The organism is Vreelandella maris (assembly GCF_013371085.1).
In the GTDB taxonomy this organism is placed as follows: Bacteria; Pseudomonadota; Gammaproteobacteria; order Pseudomonadales; family Halomonadaceae; genus Vreelandella; species Vreelandella maris.
In genome coordinates this window covers 171,394-192,015 of record NZ_JABWCV010000003.1, presented here as the reverse complement: position 1 = coordinate 192,015, position 20,622 = coordinate 171,394, and the positions used below count along the sequence as shown (strand labels likewise).

17 protein-coding genes are annotated in these 20,622 nt (G+C 55.3%); 4 read left to right on the top strand and 13 right to left on the bottom strand.

All coding sequences use genetic code 11. The features are described 5' to 3' along the window. The first annotated feature begins 6 nt into the window (after positions 1 to 6). Entirely contained in the window at positions 7 to 1,743 is a 1,737-nt protein-coding gene (gene dauA, locus HUO07_RS03570; RefSeq protein WP_176302400.1) for a C4-dicarboxylic acid transporter DauA, read from the top strand. Between the two features lie 100 nt (positions 1,744 to 1,843). On the opposite strand, the gene exaC is transcribed toward dauA, so the two are convergent. Then, entirely contained in the window at positions 1,844 to 3,364 is a 1,521-nt protein-coding gene (gene exaC, locus HUO07_RS03565) for an acetaldehyde dehydrogenase ExaC (RefSeq protein ID WP_176302399.1), read from the bottom strand. Between the two features lie 129 nt (positions 3,365 to 3,493). On the opposite strand from exaC, the gene HUO07_RS03560 reads away from it, so the two are divergent. After that, positions 3,494 to 4,171, top strand: coding sequence for a response regulator (locus HUO07_RS03560; RefSeq protein ID WP_101147483.1), 678 nt, complete (start codon positions 3,494 to 3,496; stop codon positions 4,169 to 4,171). Here the strand turns inward: HUO07_RS03560 and HUO07_RS03555 are convergent. The 11 genes from HUO07_RS03555 to HUO07_RS03505 all read right to left on the bottom strand — a co-directional run bounded on the left by HUO07_RS03555 (position 4,168) and on the right by HUO07_RS03505 (position 18,175). Next, positions 4,168 to 5,559, bottom strand: a complete 1,392-nt coding sequence (locus HUO07_RS03555; RefSeq protein ID WP_176302398.1) for a hybrid sensor histidine kinase/response regulator — start codon at positions 5,557 to 5,559, stop codon at positions 4,168 to 4,170. The genes HUO07_RS03560 and HUO07_RS03555 overlap by 4 nt on opposite strands. Continuing rightward, a complete protein-coding gene (nosP, locus tag HUO07_RS03550; protein ID WP_340162485.1) occupies positions 5,528 to 6,694 on the bottom strand; it encodes a nitric oxide-sensing protein NosP in 1,167 nt (388 codons plus the stop codon). Before nosP ends, HUO07_RS03555 begins: the two co-directional genes overlap by 32 nt. Further along, positions 6,675 to 8,936, bottom strand: a complete 2,262-nt coding sequence (locus HUO07_RS03545) for a hybrid sensor histidine kinase/response regulator (protein WP_176302396.1) — start codon at positions 8,934 to 8,936, stop codon at positions 6,675 to 6,677. Before HUO07_RS03545 ends, nosP begins: the two co-directional genes overlap by 20 nt. Further along, on the bottom strand, positions 8,926 to 9,501 hold the full coding sequence (locus HUO07_RS03540) for a putative pterin-binding protein (protein WP_176302395.1): 576 nt from the start codon (positions 9,499 to 9,501) through the stop codon (positions 8,926 to 8,928). The genes HUO07_RS03545 and HUO07_RS03540 overlap by 11 nt, the downstream gene beginning before the upstream one ends. A gap of 97 nt (positions 9,502 to 9,598) precedes the next feature. After that, a complete protein-coding gene (locus tag HUO07_RS03535; RefSeq protein WP_008956022.1) occupies positions 9,599 to 10,417 on the bottom strand; it encodes a DUF2189 domain-containing protein in 819 nt (272 codons plus the stop codon). Positions 10,418 to 10,762: 345 nt separating this feature from the next. Then, on the bottom strand, positions 10,763 to 11,191 hold the full coding sequence (locus HUO07_RS03530) for a universal stress protein (RefSeq protein WP_176302394.1): 429 nt from the start codon (positions 11,189 to 11,191) through the stop codon (positions 10,763 to 10,765). A gap of 11 nt (positions 11,192 to 11,202) precedes the next feature. Then, complete coding sequence (locus HUO07_RS03525) at positions 11,203 to 13,797, bottom strand: TRAP transporter permease (RefSeq protein WP_035586009.1); 2,595 nt, start codon at positions 13,795 to 13,797, stop codon at positions 11,203 to 11,205. Between the two features lie 157 nt (positions 13,798 to 13,954). Further along, a complete protein-coding gene (locus tag HUO07_RS03520) occupies positions 13,955 to 14,935 on the bottom strand; it encodes a TAXI family TRAP transporter solute-binding subunit (RefSeq protein ID WP_176302393.1) in 981 nt (326 codons plus the stop codon). Positions 14,936 to 15,329: 394 nt separating this feature from the next. Beyond that, positions 15,330 to 16,634 (bottom strand): TRAP transporter large permease, encoded by a 1,305-nt coding sequence (locus HUO07_RS03515; RefSeq protein ID WP_176302392.1) that lies wholly within the window; start codon positions 16,632 to 16,634, stop codon positions 15,330 to 15,332. Further along, complete coding sequence (locus HUO07_RS03510; protein ID WP_176302391.1) at positions 16,624 to 17,103, bottom strand: TRAP transporter small permease; 480 nt, start codon at positions 17,101 to 17,103, stop codon at positions 16,624 to 16,626. The genes HUO07_RS03515 and HUO07_RS03510 overlap by 11 nt, the downstream gene beginning before the upstream one ends. A gap of 61 nt (positions 17,104 to 17,164) precedes the next feature. Then, positions 17,165 to 18,175, bottom strand: coding sequence for a DctP family TRAP transporter solute-binding subunit (locus HUO07_RS03505; RefSeq protein ID WP_176302390.1), 1,011 nt, complete (start codon positions 18,173 to 18,175; stop codon positions 17,165 to 17,167). A gap of 279 nt (positions 18,176 to 18,454) precedes the next feature. Here HUO07_RS03505 and HUO07_RS03500 point away from each other — a divergent pair, with 279 nt between their 5' ends. Both HUO07_RS03500 and HUO07_RS03495 read left to right on the top strand, forming a co-directional pair. Further along, a complete protein-coding gene (locus HUO07_RS03500; protein WP_176302389.1) occupies positions 18,455 to 19,189 on the top strand; it encodes a ParA family protein in 735 nt (244 codons plus the stop codon). Positions 19,190 to 19,234: 45 nt separating this feature from the next. Continuing rightward, positions 19,235 to 20,095, top strand: coding sequence for an EamA family transporter (locus HUO07_RS03495; protein WP_176302388.1), 861 nt, complete (start codon positions 19,235 to 19,237; stop codon positions 20,093 to 20,095). Here the strand turns inward: HUO07_RS03495 and HUO07_RS03490 are convergent. Next, a complete protein-coding gene (locus tag HUO07_RS03490) occupies positions 20,092 to 20,622 on the bottom strand; it encodes a DUF192 domain-containing protein (RefSeq protein ID WP_176302387.1) in 531 nt (176 codons plus the stop codon). The genes HUO07_RS03495 and HUO07_RS03490 overlap by 4 nt on opposite strands.

Below are 20,622 nucleotides of genomic sequence, written 5' to 3'. Positions count from 1 at the left end.
GGCCACATGTCCCGCGCGCATCGACCCTCGGGGTACGTTTTCCCGATGCCTGGCAGTGCGTTACTCAACGCCTGGCGTGAAGGTTATTCGCTGGGTAAATTAAAGCGCGACGTGATGGCGGGGCTGACGATTGGCGTCGTTGCCGTGCCGCTTTCCATGGCACTGGCGATTGCCACTGGGGTACCGCCCCAGCACGGGCTCTATACGGCCATTGTGGCAGGGGCGGTGATCGCGCTAACTGGTGGATCGCGGTTTAACATCTCCGGCCCCACCGCTGCGTTTGTGGTTATTCTTTTCCCGATTGTTGCCAACCATGGCTTGGGTGGGCTGCTGATTGCCACCTTTATGGCGGGCGCTATTTTGGTCGCGCTGGGCCTTTCGCGATTGGGCAGTCTCATTCAGTACATGCCTTACCCGGTCATTCTTGGCTTTACCGCCGGTATCGGGGTGGTCATTGCGTTGCTACAACTGCCCGACTTTCTTGGCTTGGCTGGCGTAGCGTTAGGCGACAGCACCGTGCATAACGTGATGGCGATTGGCCGAGCACTGCCGAGCCTGTCGCTGTCGGAAATTAGCGTAGGACTTGTGACCTTGGCAACGCTGTTAGTCTGGCCGCGCCTGAATACGCCGGTTCCTGCTCCCTTGGTAGGTTTAGCGGCGGGCACGCTAGCCGCCGCCCTGCTGCTGATGGGAGGTATTGAGGTCGATACGATCGCTTCACGGTTTCGCTGGTCGTTCGAAGATGAAAGCGGTAGCGGCATACCTCCCTTTGCGCCCAGCTTTATCGCTCCATGGCATTTCCCTGGTGCCGACGGCTCACCGCTTGAGATTAACTTTGCGTTGATTCAAGCGCTGCTGGGTCCGGCACTGGCGATCGCCTTACTCGCTGCGATTGAATCGTTGCTGTGCGCCGTCGTCGCAGATGGCCTAACCCGCACCCGCCATGACCCCAATGCAGAACTGATTGGCCAAGGACTCGGCAACCTGGTGGTGCCCTTCTTTGGCGGTATTACCGCTACGGCCGCACTGGCACGCACCGCGACCAATATCAAAAGTGGCGCGTTTTCACCTGTCGCTGCGCTGGTGCACTCGTTAGTGGTGCTGCTGGCCGTCGTCGCGCTGGCGGGCGTGTTGGGGTATGTACCGATGGCTGCGTTGGCCGCGCTGCTGTTTATTATTGCCTGGAACATGAGTGAAGCGCGGCATTTTATGCACACGCTAAAAAGCGCGCCTGCCAGCGATGTATGGGTATTGGTAATCTGTTTCGCACTGACGGTTATTTTCGACATGGTGATCGCCGTGGCCGTCGGCATTGGCCTAGCCGCCGCGCTGTTCATTCGCCGAATGGCGCAGCTAACCCATACCCAGCGCCTTTCCTCACCCAGCACTGGCGAACAGTTCCCGCCAGAAGTAGCGCTCTACAAAATTAGCGGCCCGCTGTTTTTTGGCGCCGCAGAAAAAGCCATTGCTACGCTGCGGATCATTGATCACAGCGTGAGAATCGTCGTTTTGGATATGCGAGATGTGCCTAGCCTGGATACTACTGCGATGGTGGCGCTGGAGTCACTGCGCCGTGAATTAGCCGAGCAAGGCGTGGGAGTGATGTTTGTTGGGCTACCGCCGCGCATGGCGCTAAAAATAAAGCGTGCGGGTATTCAGCGCGAAGTGGGTAAATTAGCGGTGGTTAGCAACCTTGCCCATGCAGAGCGTATGTCACGCCGCTGGTTAGGAACGACTGACTAGAAAGGGCTGATTAGAAAGTGCTACCCAGGCAAGTCGGGGCTACAAAAAAGCCTCCCGGCAAACAGCGCCGGGAGGCTATTGAGTTACAAAACGTCAGGCGTTAAAAGAAGCCCAGCGGATTGATATCGTAGCTGACCAGCAGGTTTTTGGTTTGCTGGTAGTGCTCAAGCGCCATCTTGTGGGTTTCACGACCCACACCGGATTTCTTGTAGCCACCGAAAGCCGCATGAGCAGGATACTGGTGGTAGCAGTTGGTCCATACGCGCCCGGCTTGAATGCCGCGGCCCATGCGGAAAGCGACGTTCATGTCGCGGCTCCACACACCTGCGCCCAGGCCAAACTCGGTGTCGTTGGCAATCGCCAGCGCTTCCTCTTCGTCTTTGAACGTGGTGACCGCCACGACGGGGCCGAAGATTTCTTCCTGGAAGACACGCATTTGGTTTGTACCCTTCAGCAGCGTGGGCTGAATGTAGTAACCGCTGTTAAGGCTGTCGTCCATGGTCTCTTTATTGCCGCCAGTGAGGAACTCCGCGCCTTCGTCGCGAGCAATATCCATGTACGACATGATCTTGTCGAACTGCTCCTGGGAAGCCTGAGCCCCTACCTGCACATCGGTATCCAGTGGATTACCGCGCTTGATGGTTTTCGTGCGTTCGATCACCTTGGCCATGAACTCTTCGTACATGCTCTCTTGGATCAGCGCGCGAGACGGGCAGGTACACACTTCACCCTGGTTAAAGAACGCCAGTACCAGGCCCTCTACCGCTTTATCAATAAACGTCGGTTCGGCGTTCATAATATCAGCGAAGTAGATATTGGGAGATTTACCGCCCAGCTCTACAGTGGAGGGGATAATATTTTCCGCCGCGCATTTCAGAATATGCGAACCGACAGGCGTGGAGCCGGTAAAGGCAATCTTGGCGATACGCTTGCTGCTGGCCAGTGCCTGACCCGCTTCGGCGCCAAAGCCGTTGACGATATTGAGAACGCCAGGCGGCAGCAGATCGCCAATCACTTCCATCACTTTCAGAATCGATGCGGGGGTTTGCTCCGCGGGCTTCAAGACCACACAATTACCCGCTGCCAGCGCAGGCGCCAGTTTCCAGGCGGCCATCAGGATCGGGAAGTTCCAGGGGATGATCTGACCCACCACGCCCAGCGGTTCGTGGAAGTGATAGGAAACCGTATTGGCATCGATATCCGCTGCAGTGCCCTCCTGCGAGCGCAGGCAGCCGGCAAAGTAACGGAAGTGATCAATGGCTAGCGGAATATCGGCATTGATGGTTTCGCGTACCGCTTTACCGTTATCCCAGGTTTCAGCGACGGCGAGCATTTCCAGATTTTGCTCAATACGGTCAGCGATTTTCAATAGGATATTGCTGCGCTCTTGAACCGAGGTTTTACCCCAGGCAGGCGCCGCTTTATGGGCAGCATCTAAGGCCTTATCGATATCTTCTGCCGTCGAGCGGGGAATTTCGCAAAAAACATGGCCATTAACAGGGCTGATGTTATCAAAGTACTGGCCTTTGACCGGGGCAACGAATTCGCCGCCGATATAGTTGCCATAGCGCTTTTCAAATGACACCAGTGAACCGGTGTCACCAGGGTTGGCGTAGATCATTGTCATGCTCCTGAGTATTATGATTATTAAAGGTGCCTTTTTAAGATGCCTAAACAGTGTTGTTCACTAAAGCAAATGGCGATATAGCCCGATGGCAGGATTAGCCCTCATCCCTTGGTAGGAGACGCCATGTATTCCCTGTTAGTGGCCGATGATCACCCGCTGTTCCGTGATGCGCTGCAAACCGTGATTAGCGGGGGTTTGGCAGGCAGCCAACTGGCGGAAGCGGAGAGTCTCGCTGATGCGATGACGTTGGTGGAACAGCATGCGGAGTTGGATTTGCTGCTACTGGATTTAAGCCTGCCTGATGCCGAGGGGCTAGAGGGGCTGACCCGCCTGCGCGAGGTGTTTCCATGGCTGCCGGTAGCAATTGTCTCTGCGCATCAAGAGCGCCAACTGGTGCTGGATGCCATTACCCTGGGCGCGGTGGGCTATATCCCCAAATCTACGCCCCGGGAAGCAATGCTGGCAGCCTTAACGCAGATTCTTGAAGGCCAGCTTTACCTGCCGCCCGACATCATGCGACGGCCTGCGCCCCGCGCGTCATTGCCACCCACGACCGTCACCGCCACAACGCCCAGCGAGCGCCTGGCGCGCCTGACAGAAAAGCAGCTGATGGTCTTGGGCTGTATGGCCAAAGGCATGTCCAATAAGCATATTGCGCGAGAATTGTTGATTGCCGAAACCACCGTTAAAACCCATGTCTCAGCGATTTTGCGTAAATTAAATGCGACTAGTCGGGTACATGCGATCGTCATTGCCGGAGAGGAGGATTTAAGTTTTTATCGCGCCAACCGGGCTCACTAATGCTTATGCAACAGCGAGCCAAGCAGCATGCGCAGCCGCAGCGGTTTGAGCGGTTTTAGCAAACAGTGCATGCCCGCCTCACGGGTGGCCCGCTTAATCTCTGCCTCATGATTCGCCGTTATGACCACGGCGGCCAACCCGGGATAGCGCCGCTGTAAGCGCGCGGCCAGATCGATACCGGTTTCACGATGTTCCCCCAAGTGGTAATCGACCAGCAGCACCGCAGGGCGCTCACCGTCGCTGGCGGCCTCAAGGGCGCTCACCGTGGCGGCCGCACGTACCCGGCAACCCCAACTGCTTAGCAGTGCCTGCATGCCCTCAATAATGGCCAAATCATCATCGATCACCCAGACGATACAGCCCTGCAGCGGATCATCTATCTCAGATGAAGGTGAGGTATAGCGCGTGGGCAGTGCCGATGATGGGACCGCCGCGTAAGGCACGGTGATCGAGAACAGCGCCCCTACACCGGGGCGGGAAGCAAGGGATACCGGTTGCTCCAACATGCTACTGATCCGGTCAACGATGGCTAGCCCCAGCCCTAATCCACGGCTATTAGCACTATGGGGCTGGTTAACCCGCCGGAACTCCAGAAAGATCGCTTCACGCTGCTGCTCTGGAATACCGGGCCCGGTATCGCCCACCATAATTTCCAATCCATGAGGGCGTCGTCGGCAGCCCAGCAGCACGCGGCCATGTTCGGTATAGCGCACCGCGTTACTGAGGAAGTTGCGTATGACCCGCGCTAGCAGCGCCAAGTCTGATTCAATCATCATACTGGAGGGCACATAGTGCAACGCCAAGCCACGCACGCCCGCCACTTGGCGGTACTCTTCAGCCAGCGTATCGAGCAGTGTACTCACCGCGAACGGTGATTTATCGGCGCGCAGCACCCCCGCATCCAAGCGCGAGATATCCACCAGCGTGCCGATCAGGCCTTCCACATCTTTCAGCGAGCGGCCGATATGGCCCACTAGTTTTTGCGAGTTTTCAGGCAGTGAGTGGGTTTCTAAAGCGCTGGCAAACAGGCGGGCCGCGTTGAGCGGTTGCAACAGGTCATGGCTGACCGCCGCAAGGAATTTTGTTTTAGAGAGGTTGGCCGCTTCAGCCTCGGCTTTGGCCGCCAGTAATCGTGTGTTGACCTGCCCCAGTTCATCCAAGGTTCGGTGCAAGGTATCGGTGCGTTCTCGCACCTGCTCGGCAAGCAGCACTGAACGCTCAAAGGCGGCGTAAGGGGCGCCCTCGGCACTACCATCCCCTTCGACCCGCTCCATTAACGCTTGGCAGACTTTGCGCAGGCGACGGTTCTCTTCTCGCAGCGCGGCGACCTCGGCCTCGTCCTGGCTATTGGTGGCTTCAGTGGTTGTCGTTAGCTGGAAGAGATCCAAACGCCACCCCCGTAAACGTTTGATTCACATGCATGCCATGGTGCTGCTCACCGTAGGTATTGAACCCCACTACCCCAGCCTGGCGCAGTAGCTGCGACGCCTGATCTAGATGGGCTAGCGCTTCAAGCTCCATGCGGCGTAAAAAGCAGTCGCAGGCAATGATCACGCTAGGCGTACCCAGCCTGGCGCTCACCCCAGCAAGCATCTCTTCAAGGTTATCGAGTAGCGGCGTTGGTTGCATCGCCGTTAGCACGATGCCATTTTCTACTGCACAGTAAAAACTTAGGCTGCTATCGCTATTAACGCGCTGAATGGAGCGCACATAGTGCTGCCCACCGATGCGTACCGCCAATGGATGATGGGCAAAAATCGCCGCATTGAGCTGCGCAGGTGCCACGCCCACTAAGTCGGCATATACCTGCGCGGCGGGCAGACCATTGAGTTCGATTACCCGACGCTGCTCACGATTCGCCTCCGTCACCACGAGTTTGTGGGCCATTGGGGTCAAATGGTGAGTCGAAAAGACGTCAAAGGGCAGCTGGGTATTAATCATCACTACCACCGCAGCCCGGGTATGAAAGCGCCCGGCGGTGTACACGTGGGTATGGCTGAGATGATTATCATCGCCGGCAGAGCCGCCAAAGCTGGGTATACGCCCCAGCGCGGCATCCAAGGTGGCAAGCACTTGCTCTTCGCGACTCGATAAGCCATCCAATAAGGTGAGCGCAAAGCTGTGCTCATTAATGGGCGCGACGGCCTGTCGACGGCAACGCTCCAATAGGGTATCGACTAGCGGCTGAGCGTTGGTCAACTCAAAATGATCCAGGTCATCGATCAGCGCTGTTTCGATGGCAAACCAACGACGATCAAAGCCCATCGCCACGATCGAACCGCGATCATAACCAAGCGGCGTTATTTCCCCAGCGGTAGTGCAGCCGCTAAGCGGCGTGGAGGGAAAGCTTCGCTCTAAAGCGGCCGCCAGCCCCGCTAAATCATACTCCGCGCTGCAGAAGAACAGCACGAAGCCCAAATGCTCGTGACATAGGGCGCAAGCTAGCTCGACTGCAGCGTAGGAAGCGTCGGGATGCTGGCTAGCCGCCGTAATAATGCCCTTTTCAACGGGATAAGTGGTCACGACACCACCTCTCCAGTGCGGCATGGGTTTGCGCCGCAGAAAGCCTTAACGTGCTGAACACATCATTGAGTTGGCGGGCAGTGGCTTGCTTTGTCTTGGCCAATATCTCCAACTGCTTCGCCAATTCGGCTAGCTGGTCAGCGCCCATGCTCACTGACTCACCTCGCAGCTGGTGCGCCAAACGCATGACTTGATGGTGCTGCTCTGGTGTCAGTGGTGTTGACACCAGAGCAGCCAGTTGCTCGGTGTAATCGCTGACTTGCTGATGGTAAAGCATCGCCAGTTGGCTCAGGCTCGACTCTTCCAGTGACGTTTTCAGCATAGTGAGAGTGTCGGCATTCAGTAACGGCGGCTCCTCGGTTGGCGTTTGTGTTCCCGCTAATGCTGGTACAGGAGCCGTGTCGGGAGCGGCAAAAAGCTGTAACGCCAGCACATTACTTAACGCCGAAAGCGACAGTGGCTTGGTAATGTAATCATTCATGCCCGCAGCCAAGCAGCGTTGGCGATCATCTTCAACGCCGCCTGCCGTCATGGCGACAATAGGAACATTCGCCAGCCAGCCACCCTGTTCGCGTAAGCGCTGAGTGACCAACAAGCCATCTATATCGGGCAACTGGATATCCATAAAGACGAGTTGTACCTGCTGTGACTGGGCCATTGCCAAGGCGTCATGACCATTCTCTGCCCAGATCACATCGCAGCCTAGGCGCGATAACAAGCCAATGGCGACTTTGCGGTTGACCGCATTGTCCTCCACCAGCAGCAGCGTTGTGCCGGAAAAATCGCGTTTAGGCATCACGGGCAGTGACGCTGAAACAGGATCGACTGCTACCAAGGGCAACTGGCACCAGAAGGTACTTCCCTGGCCTAATTGGCTCTTGACCCCTAACCGCCCTTGCATGGCTTCGCTTAACCGCTTGCAGATCGCAAGCCCCAGCCCCGTTCCACCAAAGCGGCGGGCCACTGACTCATCCGCCTGCTGAAAAGGCTCAAAAAGCCGCTCTTGCTGCTGCTCGCTCAAGCCACAACCGGTGTCGATCACCTCAAATAATAGCTGTTCTACCGTAGAGGAGACCTTGACGCTTACCTCGCCATGGTCAGTGAACTTGATCGCATTGGCGATCAGGTTTAGCAGGATCTGCCGCAGACGGGCAGCATCGACCAACACCCAGGCAGGTACCAGTGGGTCGATGTTAACCGTAAACGTCAATCCTTTAACTTTTGCCCTGGGTGCAAGCAGTACCACCACACTATCAATAAGCGGCTTTAACGCAGTAGGCGATGTTTCCAGGGTTAAGTGACCGGCCTCGATTTTAGAAAAATCGAGGATCTCATTAATCATTGCCAGCAGTTGATTGGCACTATCGTGAATCGTGTGAGCGTAATCCTCTACCTGAGCGGGACTCGCCGATTCACGTAATAATTCACTCATTCCAATCACACCGTTCAGCGGGGTACGAATTTCGTGACTGACCATGGCGAGGAAGTCTGACTTTGCTTGATTCGCCGCCTGCGCCTGTTTGGCAGTAACTTCCAATTGCTGGCCTAATTGCTCCTGCTCGCGCCTGACCGCCGCACTTTCGCGCATTTCGCGCACCAGGAAAGCAATCACCAGAAAAGCCGCTAAGCTCATTCCGACGATTAGTGACATGAGGAGCTTGTAGAGCAGGCTGAGCTGGGCGCGCTCTTCGGTCGCCGACTCGGCCAAATAGCCATTAATCGCAATAACCAGACGCTCTGTTAACTGCGTTAGCGCCTGCAATTCCTCTTCCAGCACCGCCACCGGTAATGGATCAATTCTCCCATCGATTTCAGGCCCACCATAGGGATAAAACATACTATCCAGCACATCCAGCTGTTGCTGGATTTGGCCCAATAATTCCCGAGCAGTACCAATCTGTTGCAATAACGTGCTGACCTCACCCTCATTGAGCAGCGTAATGCGGCTATATAACAGCTCAAAGCGTAGGTTTAGCTCATCATGCGTCTCGGACGTAAGCGGCTCACGCGTCACTGCCAATAGATGGTTCAAGAGCTGTACCGCATCGCGGTCCAGCTTATAAACCACCCAGGCGGTATCTTCACGCAGGCTCTGAGTGAGATTTTCCTGCCGCCAAGCAGCCAGGGTAGCGACGACCAACGCCGCGGCAAATAGCGATACCGCAACGATGGCAACGAGCTTAAAACGGCGGGGATAACGCAGCAGGCTGGAAGCCTGTACGGTTGAAGCGCTAGCGGACATCAATATGCATAACCTGCCATACCGCCCTGAAGCGTATTTTTTCGCTTAACAGCGCTTCATCCTGGTCAAAGGGATAAAGCACCCATAACGGACCGTACTCACGAATGGGGATAGCTTTTTCATCCTTTTCGAGGGCTAAGATAACGTCATACTCTTCAAAATCGCTCACTGGTATTTCCGCTTCGTAGCCGTTCAGGGCGACGACGTGTACCGTATCGCTTTCCGCGTTTAAACGCGCCAGTAGGTCGCGCATTAAAGGTCCACGATAGTGGTTACTAGCTTCTGTCCAGGGTGTGGTGGTATCGAACTCGTGCTGTGGTAACGCCTCTAAAATGGCGCGGTCAAACTGCGCCTCACTACCAACGTTCGTAAGGCCAACATTACCGCTAACGGTCAAAATAACCGGCCCACTGGGTTCCTCTAAGTCATCGGCTGTTTCAGCGAGTCCCGCTAGGGGAATGCTGAATATCAGCACAACCCACCCCATTAATAACGCTTTCACAGTCAACACCTCACGCCAAAAGACCCGTTGGTTTAAATGCCCAGAAATAAAAGGAGACAGCATAAAGATTACGCTATCTCCTTAAATAGGTCAGGCTCAATACTGTTTTTGGGTAATGTTTTTTTCGTAATGGAAGCGCTATTCGCTATTCACAGTCGAGTTACGAGCTAATTTTCTCAATCGGGTCGAAGCGCACTAAATCTTCATAGGCATGCCAGCTAGCGTGACCTAATACTGGCAAGATTAGCGCCAAGCCAATATAGAATGTCATCACACCCACCAACACACACAGCGTTAAAATCACCGCCCACAACAGCATCACGCGAAAGTTCCGGGCAACACAGCGTACGCTGGCTTCAATCCCTTCCATAAAGGTTAAGTCTTGATCCATCAATGTGGGTATCGCCACGACACTAATAGCAAACGCGCCGAAGGCTAAAATGCCACCAGCGACCGTACCGACAGCGAGCATGCCCAACCCTTCAGACGTCGTCAGTAGCGCGGTATACAGTGTGGCAGGGCTGGGAACTTCGAAACCAAAAAACAGGGCAAACAGCAGAGTAGCCAAACGAATCCAGGCCAGAAAGAAGATCATCATCATGACCCCCATCATCGCCAATTGACCGGCGTGGGGTCTCCAGCTTCCGAATGCATCCCCCAGGTTAGGCACTTGCCCCCGTTCTAAGGCTCGGCTGATGCCATACGAACCTACCGCGACCAAGGGCCCAATAAACATAAAGCCAGCAATCATGGGTAGCAGCCAATACCAGTACCCCAGCGTGAATGCGCCCAGGGTGATAGCAATACTCAAGCCGACCCAAAACATGCCATACGAAAGACTGACCACCGTTGCGCGGCGAAAATCCTCTACACCCGCGGCCAACCACGCTCTAGGCCGATCCAATCCGACCTTATTAATAGTAATTTTAACGCTGGGCTGATCTGAATGGTGGTTTGTTTTTGTTGTAGCCGCATTCATGGCATCACTCCTGTTGTACCTGATACTAGGTCCTGAATTCAGGATTTACCTCAAAGCATCAGCGCTTGTTAGCGCTGCTGGCATTAATGCCAACTTAATGGCTTAACACTATTTTCAGTGCATTCTCTCAGTGCTTTCTTAATGCTCTCTTAATGTAGCTGACCTGAAGACACGAGGCGTTGACTGAAAGGTTATGCGTACAAAAAATCCATGAGAAGGTCTTAAAACGCCAATTTAATTGCTGCGTTAGCAAAAGCGTATGTAGCCAACTTTAGGTACCAGCCATAAAAAACTCCGGGCTAGCTGCCCGGAGTTTTTGGTTTTGCTACGTGACGCTTTGAATGTCTAGCGCACAATCATTACCGACATTTTGGCATGGTGCACAACGTGCTCTGCATTAGGGCCGAGCACATAATCGACAAACTTACGCTTATTGTGAGAGGCCATGACGATCAGATCCACATCCAGTTTCTTAGCGGCTTTGATAATGGCCTCCCAAGGCGAACCATCCACAATGACACTTTGCACCTGAATATCATCGGGCACATTCGTTTTGATGAACGCGTGAAGCGCATCGGTGATCGCGACATGCGCTTTTTGGGCGAAGTCCTTGGGGAAGTAGGAACCCACCATGGGCATGCGATAGTCCGGCAGTACCGTGACCACATGAAGCGAGGCGCCGAAAGTTCGGCATAGCGTCAATGCCGTGGGCAGCGCCTTCGTCCAGGAAGCCTCCTCGTTCAAATCCACCGGCAACATGATCTTACTGTACATGGCACTCTCCTTCATGCGGTGGCGGTCGCTTGGGTGTCATCACGACGCCGACGCTGCATCAACACAATCAACCCAAAGAGCAAGAAGGCAGGAATCCACATGATCTCTTTCGTCCAGCGGTTCACGGGGGCTAACACTTCGATGATTTCTTGATCGAAGTCGAAACCGAGTTCAGCCGCTTGGCTGCCGTAGGTCACCATATCAACGGTCGCCGTGCCATCTTCAATAAATAGCTCCATACCCAAGTTATCAAGCCGCTCTTGACCTGTTTCACCTTCAGGCACCGGCAATGTCATGTAAGTGGTCATGGGATCGCCATAATCATCAAGACCGGCAATCTGCAAGCGCAGCGTCGAGTCTTCATCGACACCACCCAATGCTTCGACAAATTGCGCGGGCGGGATGGACTCGTAGGGATCATGAATCATGTCCATCCAGAAGCCGGGGCGGAACAGCGTGAACGCAATCAGCAGCAGTACAATAGACTCATACCAACGGTTGCGCGTAATCATGAAGCCCTGGGTCGCCGCGGCGAAAATCAGCATCGCGATGGTCGACACCACAAAGATCAGCACCCCCTGAAGGAAGGTCACATCGATGAGCAGCAGGTCGGTATTAAAGATGAACAGGAACGGCAGCGCTGCGGTACGAAGGCTGTAATAGAACGCCTGAAAGCCGGTTCGAATAGGGTCACCACCGGATACTGCCGCCGCCGCAAAGGACGCAAGCCCCACCGGCGGGGTAACGTCGGCCATGATGCCGAAGTAGAACACGAACAGGTGTACCGCAATCAACGGCACCAGCAAGCCATTTTCAGCGCCCAAGTTGACGATGACCGGCGCCAGTAGTGCCGAGACGACGATGTAGTTAGCCGTTGTAGGTAGCCCCATGCCGAGAATCAAACTAAGCACTGCGGTAAGCAGCAAAATCAGCATCAAGTTGCCCATGGCCAGCGTTTCCACCACCTCGGCTAGCACCAGGCCCACCCCGGTCTGCGAGACGGCACCGACGATAATACCGGCGGTAGCCGTCGCAATGCCGATGCCGATCATGTTGCGGGCGCCGGTGACCAGGCCATTCCATAGATCCATCGCACCTTCACGCAGATCCGCACGCATATCGCTGCGTCCGCGAAAAATCGACGTGATCGGGCGCTGAGTAAGAATGATAAAAATCATGAACACAGTGGCCCAGAACGCCGACAACCCTGGCGATAAGCGCTCCACCATCAGACACCAGACCAGCACAATCACCGGCAGGATGTACTGCAAGCCAACCAGCACTGTGGGCTTGGTTTGCGGCAGCGAATAAATCGGTTCATTAGGATCATCGAGCTCAAGCTCGGGGTAACCGGCCGCCAGCTTGAGCAGAGCGATATAAATAACCGTAAGCCCAACAGCCACCACCCAGGGCGTCGCCTCACCCAACACCGGCTTGAGCCAGCCAAGACCATAATAGACTGCCAACGCGGTGACCATCATCAGCAGCAGACCACCAAGGAAGCCGATCACTTTATTGACCAGCGGCTTAGGTGGGTTACTGCTTTGCAGCCCCTTCATATTGGCTTTTAGGGCCTCAAGGTGAACGATGTAGACCAGCGCGATATAGGAGATTAGCGCGGGCAGGAAAGCATGCTTAATCACTTCGACATAAGAAATACCGACATATTCGACCATCAAAAAAGCGGCCGCCCCCATCACCGGCGGCATAATCTGTCCGTTGACCGACGATGCCACTTCGACAGCCCCCGCCTTTTCAGCGGAAAACCCAACACGCTTCATCATCGGCACCGTAAAGGTACCGGTGGTTACCACGTTAGCAATAGAGGAGCCGGAAATCAGACCGGTCATGGCCGAGGCCACCACGGCGGCTTTCGCTGGCCCACCGCGATAGTGACCAAGCAGCGAAAACGCCACCTTGATAAAGTAATTGCCAGCGCCCGCCTTATCGAGCAGAGCACCGAACAACACAAATAGGAATACGAAGCTGGTTGAGACGCCCAGCGCAATACCGAAGACCCCTTGAGTTGTTAACCACTGATGATTAATCAAACCAAAGAGACTCACCCCACCATGGGAAAGAATCCCCGGCATCCAAGGGCCAGCCAGGCTATAAAGCAGAAAAACTGACGCCACAATCATTAACGGCGGGCCAAGCGCTCGACGTGTCGCTTCGAGCAACAGCAGTATCCCGGCTATACCAATAATCACGTCCTGCAGTATCGGTGCGCCGGGGCGTTGCGATAACTGCTCATAAAACATGAACATATAAGCGCCACAAAAGGCCGCCGCCGCTGCCAGCACCCAATCCTGGATCGGCACACGGTCGCGCGGGGAGCGCTTGAGTGCCGGATAGGCCATATACGCCAGGAACAGCGCAAAGGCTAAGTGAATAGAGCGGGCTTCCGTGGCACTAAACACGCCAAAACCCAAAACGAAGGGCACTGGGGATGCGATCCACAATTGAAAAAGGGACCACGCTGCCGCAATGCTTACCAAGAGCTTGCCGGGCATACCGGCTGGTTTGCGGGCTCCCGTGTCGCTGGAGGCGACCATATCCTCCAAGTCTCCTCCGACTCCCGAAGGCCTGTTCTTATCTTCTGTCATATGACTGCCCTGCTCCGAGTCGATTGACGCATCATTGCCATATCGAAATGCCCTATCAACATTCTAAGTGCCCTATCAACATTCTAAACCAAAATGCGCGGCACCCTGGGGTAACCGCGCATTTCTTACTAAGGTAGCAACACCTCAGGCTGAAGGATTACTCAATCCAGCCTTGCTCACGGTAGTAACGCGCCGCCCCATCATGCAACGGTGCGGAAAGGCCCTGAGTTACCATCTCTTCTGGAACTAGGTTCTCGAAAGCCGGATGCAGCTGCTTGAAACGATCAAAGTTATCAAAAACCGCTTTTACAGTCTGGTAGATAACTTCTTCGTCAGCTTCAGCGGTGGTGACAAATGTCGCTGCTACACCGAAAGTTTCGACATCTTCGTCATTGCCGCGATACAGACCACCCGGAATGACCGATGCGGAGTAGTAGGGGTATTCATCGATGATGCCCTGAATGTCTTCGTCATTCAGCGGAATCAAACGAGCATCAACTGTGGTGGTGGCTTCTTGGATGGAACCGTTGGGGTGGCCAACGACATACACCATGGCATCGACGTTATTATCGGAGAGCGCCGCTGCTTGCTCGGCCGCATCAAGCTGAGATGCCAAAGAGAAAGTATCTTCGGTCCAACCCTTGGCCTCCATCACCACTTCCATGGTGTTGCGCTGGCCTGAGCCTGGGTTACCGATATTGACGCGCTTTCCTTCCAAATCATCGAGTGTCTCGATGCCTGAATCAGCACGTGCAAGCAGGGTCAATGGCTCACCGTGGACACGGAACACAGCCCGCAGGTCCTCATAGGGCTCGCCTTCGAAATTCCCGGTACCATTGTAGGCTTGGTACTGGACATCCGATTGAGCGACACCCATGTCCAATTCGCCGGACTTGATGCCATTGATATTGGCGACAGAACCACCGGTGGAAGGTGCGTTACACTTAATATCAGCGTCTTCAAGACGATTAACCAAACGACAGATCGACTGCCCTACGACGTAGTAAACGCCGGTTTGGCCACCGGTGCCGATGGTGATGAATTGCTCGTCATCCTGTGCCATCGCCGGAGAGGCGAAGGCAGCGGCGGCCAGTAGCGCACCGGAGAAAGCAGCGGTAGAAAACGTATGGCGTTTCATGAACACACCTCTTTATATTGATGTTATGAGCACTGCACGCTTTGGGCTCACCTAGTGAATTGTTCCCATAGGTGATTCTGCTCCAAAACGTTTTTCAAGACATTCTATTTTCAAGACAAACTGTTTTTAAGACAATCTGTTACAAGCACCCGTTGGATGCCTGCTAATACTACTTTAGCGAAAAACTAAGCCTTTAGCGAAAAAAGCGTGCTTAACGACATGCCGCAGTACCTATCGCTATTTAAAACGCATTTCAGCTTGGTAGATAGTAGTTTAGTGGTTGGTAACGTTTAGTAAGCGTTAATCCCTATACCGTTTTGGCATAGGGGATAAGGATATGCACTGCTTGTTAGACATGAGCAATGCCTTATGGTCACTAATTTCTGAGCCCACATCAAACGTTATAGCCCAACACGGTAGGCAGCCACAGCGCGATAGCGGGGAAAATAGCCACCAGCGCCAGCGCACACCCCATTGCCACCACAAACAGCAGCGCCCAGCCGAGCGTTTGCTCCAAACGAATTTTGGCCACCTCGGTCGTCACCATCAAATTCACCGCCACCGGCGGGGTAAACTGGCCAATAGCAATGTTCATTGCCAATAGAATGCCGAACCACACCGGGTTCCATTCAAAGTGCTGCATCACGGGTATCAAGATCGGCATCATAATCAGATAAATCGAGATCGCATCCAGCAGCATCCCGGCGACCAGCACCGCCAACATCACCAGAATAAGCAGCAGCACGCCGTTATCGGTCAGGCTAATGATCCACTCCGCCAAGTGGCGGAAGGTGCCCAGCATGGTGCCCGCCCAGGCAAAAATTCCGGCCAGCGCGATAATCAGCATCACCACCCCTGAGATAATCGCCGCCTCGCCTAACAGCTCCCACAAATCGCGTAGCGACAGTTCACGAGTAAGAAAAAGCCCGACAATCGCGCCATAGGCCACCGCCACCACGGCGGCTTCAGTGGGTGTAAACAAGCCTGAACGCAAGCCGCCTAAAATCAGCACCGGCGCAAACAGCGCCGGTATCGCCTGCTTAAAGGTGGTGCGCACACTGAGCTGTTCAGCGCCCTCTAACGGCGTGCCGCCCTCCCAACCATAGCGTTTGGAAACGATCATGGCAGGCACCAGCAGTGCTATCCCCGCCAACACGCCAGGAAACAGCCCCGCCGCAAACAGCGCCCGCAAATCAACACCGGGCACCACAACCGAGTAAAGAATCAGCGCCACAGACGGCGGTATAAGAATCGCCGTCGAGGCTGAGGCCGCAATCAGCGTGGCCGAAAACGGCTTGGGGTAGCCCGCTTTGGTCATGCTGGGCAGCATCACCATCGCCACGGCCGCCGCATCGGCAGGGCCAGAGCCGCTCATGCCGCCCATAATCATACACACCAACACCGCGACCAGCGCCAAGCCGCCGTGGCGAGGGCCAATCAGCGCCTGGGCAAAACGCACCAAGCGAAGCGCCACACCGGAACGCTCAAAGATAAGCCCGGTTAAAATGAATAACGGAATCGCAATCAAGGGGTACTTGGCGATGCTGTTATAGGTATTAGTGCCCAAGGTCGCCAGCATATCCGGCGACAAGCCAAGCAAGATGCCGACAGCCCCGGAAAGCGCTAATGAAAACGCCACCGGCACACCCGCAATCAGCAAGCCTGCAAAGGCCAGAATCATCCACACATCAGGGCTCATCGGTGAGCCTCCCCGTCAAACGGTCAGCGGTCTGCTGGAACAAGCGCCATAACATGGCCGCGGAAAGCACGGGCAGCCAAACCAAATACCACCACTGCGGCAACCCCAGCCCAGGCGAAAGCGACTCCCACTGATACTCCTGCCAAGCCAACTTGCCGCCATACCAAGTGATCAAACCCAGCACAATGGCACCGCACAGCGCTTGAAAAACAATCAGCGCACGGCGGTACTTGGGCGGCAGTGCACGCTCCAAAAAACCGATGCGAATATGCCTGTTGCGCCGCAGCGCCACCGAAGCACCGGCAAACGTCAGCACCACCAACAAAAACACCGAAAACTCCTCCGTAAACGAAAAAGAGCCACCGGTCAGATAGCGGGTAATGACATTACCTAGGCTGATCAATGAGATAATGATTAACGCCAGCGCGCCCAGCCAGCGCTCGGGGCGTGCATCAGGAAAGCCTTTCATGGCAGCCTCACAGCAAAAAACTCCCAGCCTTGAGGGCCGGGAGTTAGAACATCATAGGTAATTAACGTGCGTCGATAGCCGTTTGTGCGGCGTTGACCACCTCTTCACCAATGCGCGGCGCCCATTTCTCATAAACGGACTGTGTCGCATCGACAAACGCTTGGTACTGCTCATCAGAAAGCTCGGTCACCGTCACACCGCGCTCTTGAATCGCCGCTAAGCGTTCACTCTCCTCTTCACGGGTCATGGCGATTTCCCATTCACCAGCTTCCTTGGCGGTTTCACGCAGCATGGTTTGCTGCTCTTCATCCAGCGACTGCCAAACCTGCTGGTTAACGGCGAAAATCAGCGGATCATTCATGTAGTTCCAGAGTGTTAAATGCTCTTGGCCCACTTGATCAATACGCGCCACGTCAAACACAGAAAGCGGGTTTTCCTGGCCGTCCACCGCGCCAGTCGTTAACGCTGGCTGAGCATCGGTCCAGCTCATTTGGGTGGGGTCGGCGCCCAGTGCAGAGAAGGTATCCTGGAACAGCGGCGAACCCACCACACGAATTTTCAGACCGTCCAGGTCATCCGGCTGACTAATCGGCCCACGCGAATTGGAAACCTGACGGAAACCGTTTTCACCCCAGGCTAACGGGATAACCCCACGTGATTCGATTGCTTCAAACACTAGCTCTCCCGCTTCACCACCGGTGACCGCATCCACGGCGGCTTCATCGGGAATGAAGAACGGTAAGGAGAATAGATTGAGTTCCGGCACCTGGGGCGACCAGTTGATCGTCGAGCCCACCGCAGCGTCGATTAGCCCAGAACGCATAGCGGAAAATTCGCGGGTTTGGTCGCCGGAAACAAGCTGAGAGTTGGGGTAAACGCGCAGCGTGAGTTCACCACCGCTGCGTTCTTCCACCAATTCGGCCCACTTCTCCGCCGCCTGCCCCCAAGGGAAAGCGTCGGACAAAACAGTGGACACCGAGAGTTCACGAGCTTGTGCAGACAGGGAAGCGGAAAGCAGAGCCGCACCTGCCAAGCCGGCAGTGAAACGAGCCATTGAGCGTTTCAGCGTCATAGTAGATCCTTTTTTATCGATTTTTATGGTGACTTTATAAGGAGGTCTATCACTGTATCGCCTAAATAACGGTGCGCATTGCGTGCATGTTGGCGATAAGCACTCCATTGTAGGTATTCTTGAGGGGAAGGAAAGCCATTCTATCGGCTATTAACGACCGACTTTCGGCGTGTATCACAGCGGTGTGACGCTACTACCACCGCCGCCGTCATAGAAACGTCACGTATCCGTGTGGGCCAATCGGTTAGACTAAAACAGTTACCAATCAAGGAGTTTCCCATGCAGATGCTGGCGCTTTACAGTATCAAGGGCGGCGTGGGTAAGACCGCCTCCGCCGTCAATCTCGCCGCTGAAGCGGCACGCGACGGCAAGCGAGTGTTGCTGTGGGATATCGACCCCCAGGCAGCCACCACCTTCTACCTGCGCAGCAAACCCAAAGTGCGCGGTGGTGTCGACAAACTGGTCAAGGGCAAGGCCGACCTTGATCGGGCGATCCGCGAGACCGACATTGAGGGGCTCGACCTGCTGCCTGCGGCACTGGGCTCCCGCGACCTGGAAGCGTCGATGGAAACCCGCAAACCTAGTCGACTGCGCAAGATCCTCAAACCAGTAATGACCAGTTACGACCTGGTGATACTCGACTGCCCGCCGAGCTTGTCGGCACTCGCCGACCAGATATTCTCCAGCGTCGATGCCCTACTGGTGCCGGTGGTGCCGACGACCCTGTCTTTGCGCACCCTCGAGCAACTGGACGGTCATCTTGACGCGGTCGAGCAGGCTTGCCCAATCTGGCCGTTCGTAACCCTCGCCGACCGCCGCAAAACCCTCCACCGCGAGGTGATGGAGAGTCTCAGCGAGCGCTGGCCGAGGCGCTTGTCCACGACCGTGCCAAACGCTAGTGCGGTCGAGCGCATGGGTGTCGAACGCGCGCCGGTCGGGCATTTCGCCCGCAGCAGTCCTGGCGGTCGCGCCTACACCGCACTATGGCGAGAGATCGCGCAGCGTATGAAATGACGCTCGTTTTCATCTAGCAAAAAACATCAACGAACGGACATCAATGTGCCCCTACGCGACCTGCTGCTTGGCCTATTTGTTATCGTCATTTGGGCGCTGAATATCATTGTGATCAAGGTCGGTGTGGTGGAGTTGCCGCCGCTGTTGATGACCACGCTGCGCTTTATGCTGGTCGCGGTGCTGCTGGTGCCCTTCTACCCGGTAGCGCGGGCACAGCTACCGTTTTTGCTGCTGTTATCCATCACCTTCGGCAGTCTCCACTTTGCCCTGCTATTTATTGGCTTGGGGCAGGCCGAAGCAGGTACTGGCGCGCTGTTGCTACAAATGGGTACCCCTTTTGCGACACTGCTAGCCGTGGTATTCCTCAAAGAGAAGCTGGGACCCAAACGTATCGCGGGGTTGCTACTCTCGTTTGCCGGAGTGATCGTGCTCGCCGGAGGGCCCACACTGCCTTCGCCTCTGCCGCTCAGTATTTTATTAATGAGCGCTCTCGGTTGGGCGGTATCGCAGCTATTGATTAAACGCGGCCCACCCATCGCCCCCTTAGCGCTTGCAGGTTGGGTGGCGCTATTTGCAGTGCCCCAGGTAGCGCTGGGCTCGTGGCTGTTTGAAAGCGGCCAGTGGCAGGCGATGCGGCAGGCAAGCTGGATGGGCTGGGGGGCAATGGTTTACACCGCCGTGATGTCATCGATTGTGGCTTACGGGATCTGGTACGCCCTATTACGCCGCCATCCGGTCAACCGCGTGGTACCCATGACGCTGCTCGTACCGGTATTGGCGGTCGGCCTAGGCGCGCTGTTGATGGGCGACAGCCTAGGCGTGCATAAACTGGTGGGCGGTGGCTTAGTAGTCGCGGGTATCGCTTTGATTGTGCTGAAGTTTCACCGCAACCCTCGCCCCGCTTAATTCTCAGGTTGGCAGAAGCCGGCGTCTTCAGGGATGGAAACACAGTCGCCTACTTTGATGCCGCGCTCGGCAAAGTAGCCGCCATTAACCTCTAGCGCTGAATGATACGCCGTACCAGGAGGGTAAGAGGGGCAGTCGCTCGGTGAAGTGGACTCACAGGGCGGCATGGTATTAATCGCCACGATACGGCCATTTGCATCGATAAAGGCAATATCAAGGGGAATCAATGTCTTATACATCCAAAAAGCGTTATTGACCGATTGCTCATTCTCAAAACGAAATAGCATGCCCTGCGCTTCCGGCAGGCTCTCACGCCCCATCAATCCGCGCTGTCGCTGAGAGGATGTTTCTGCCACCTCAACGTCTAAGCGGTGCGGACCGCCCTCGCTATGAATAGCCAGCGCCAGCGTCTGCATCTCTTTCGTTGCCTGCCCCCAGGCAAACGAGCTGAGTAACGACATCGGCAGCAGCGCCGCCAGCGGTAACAGTAACGATGCTTTAAGCAGCGTGCGACGCGTGTGATCCAT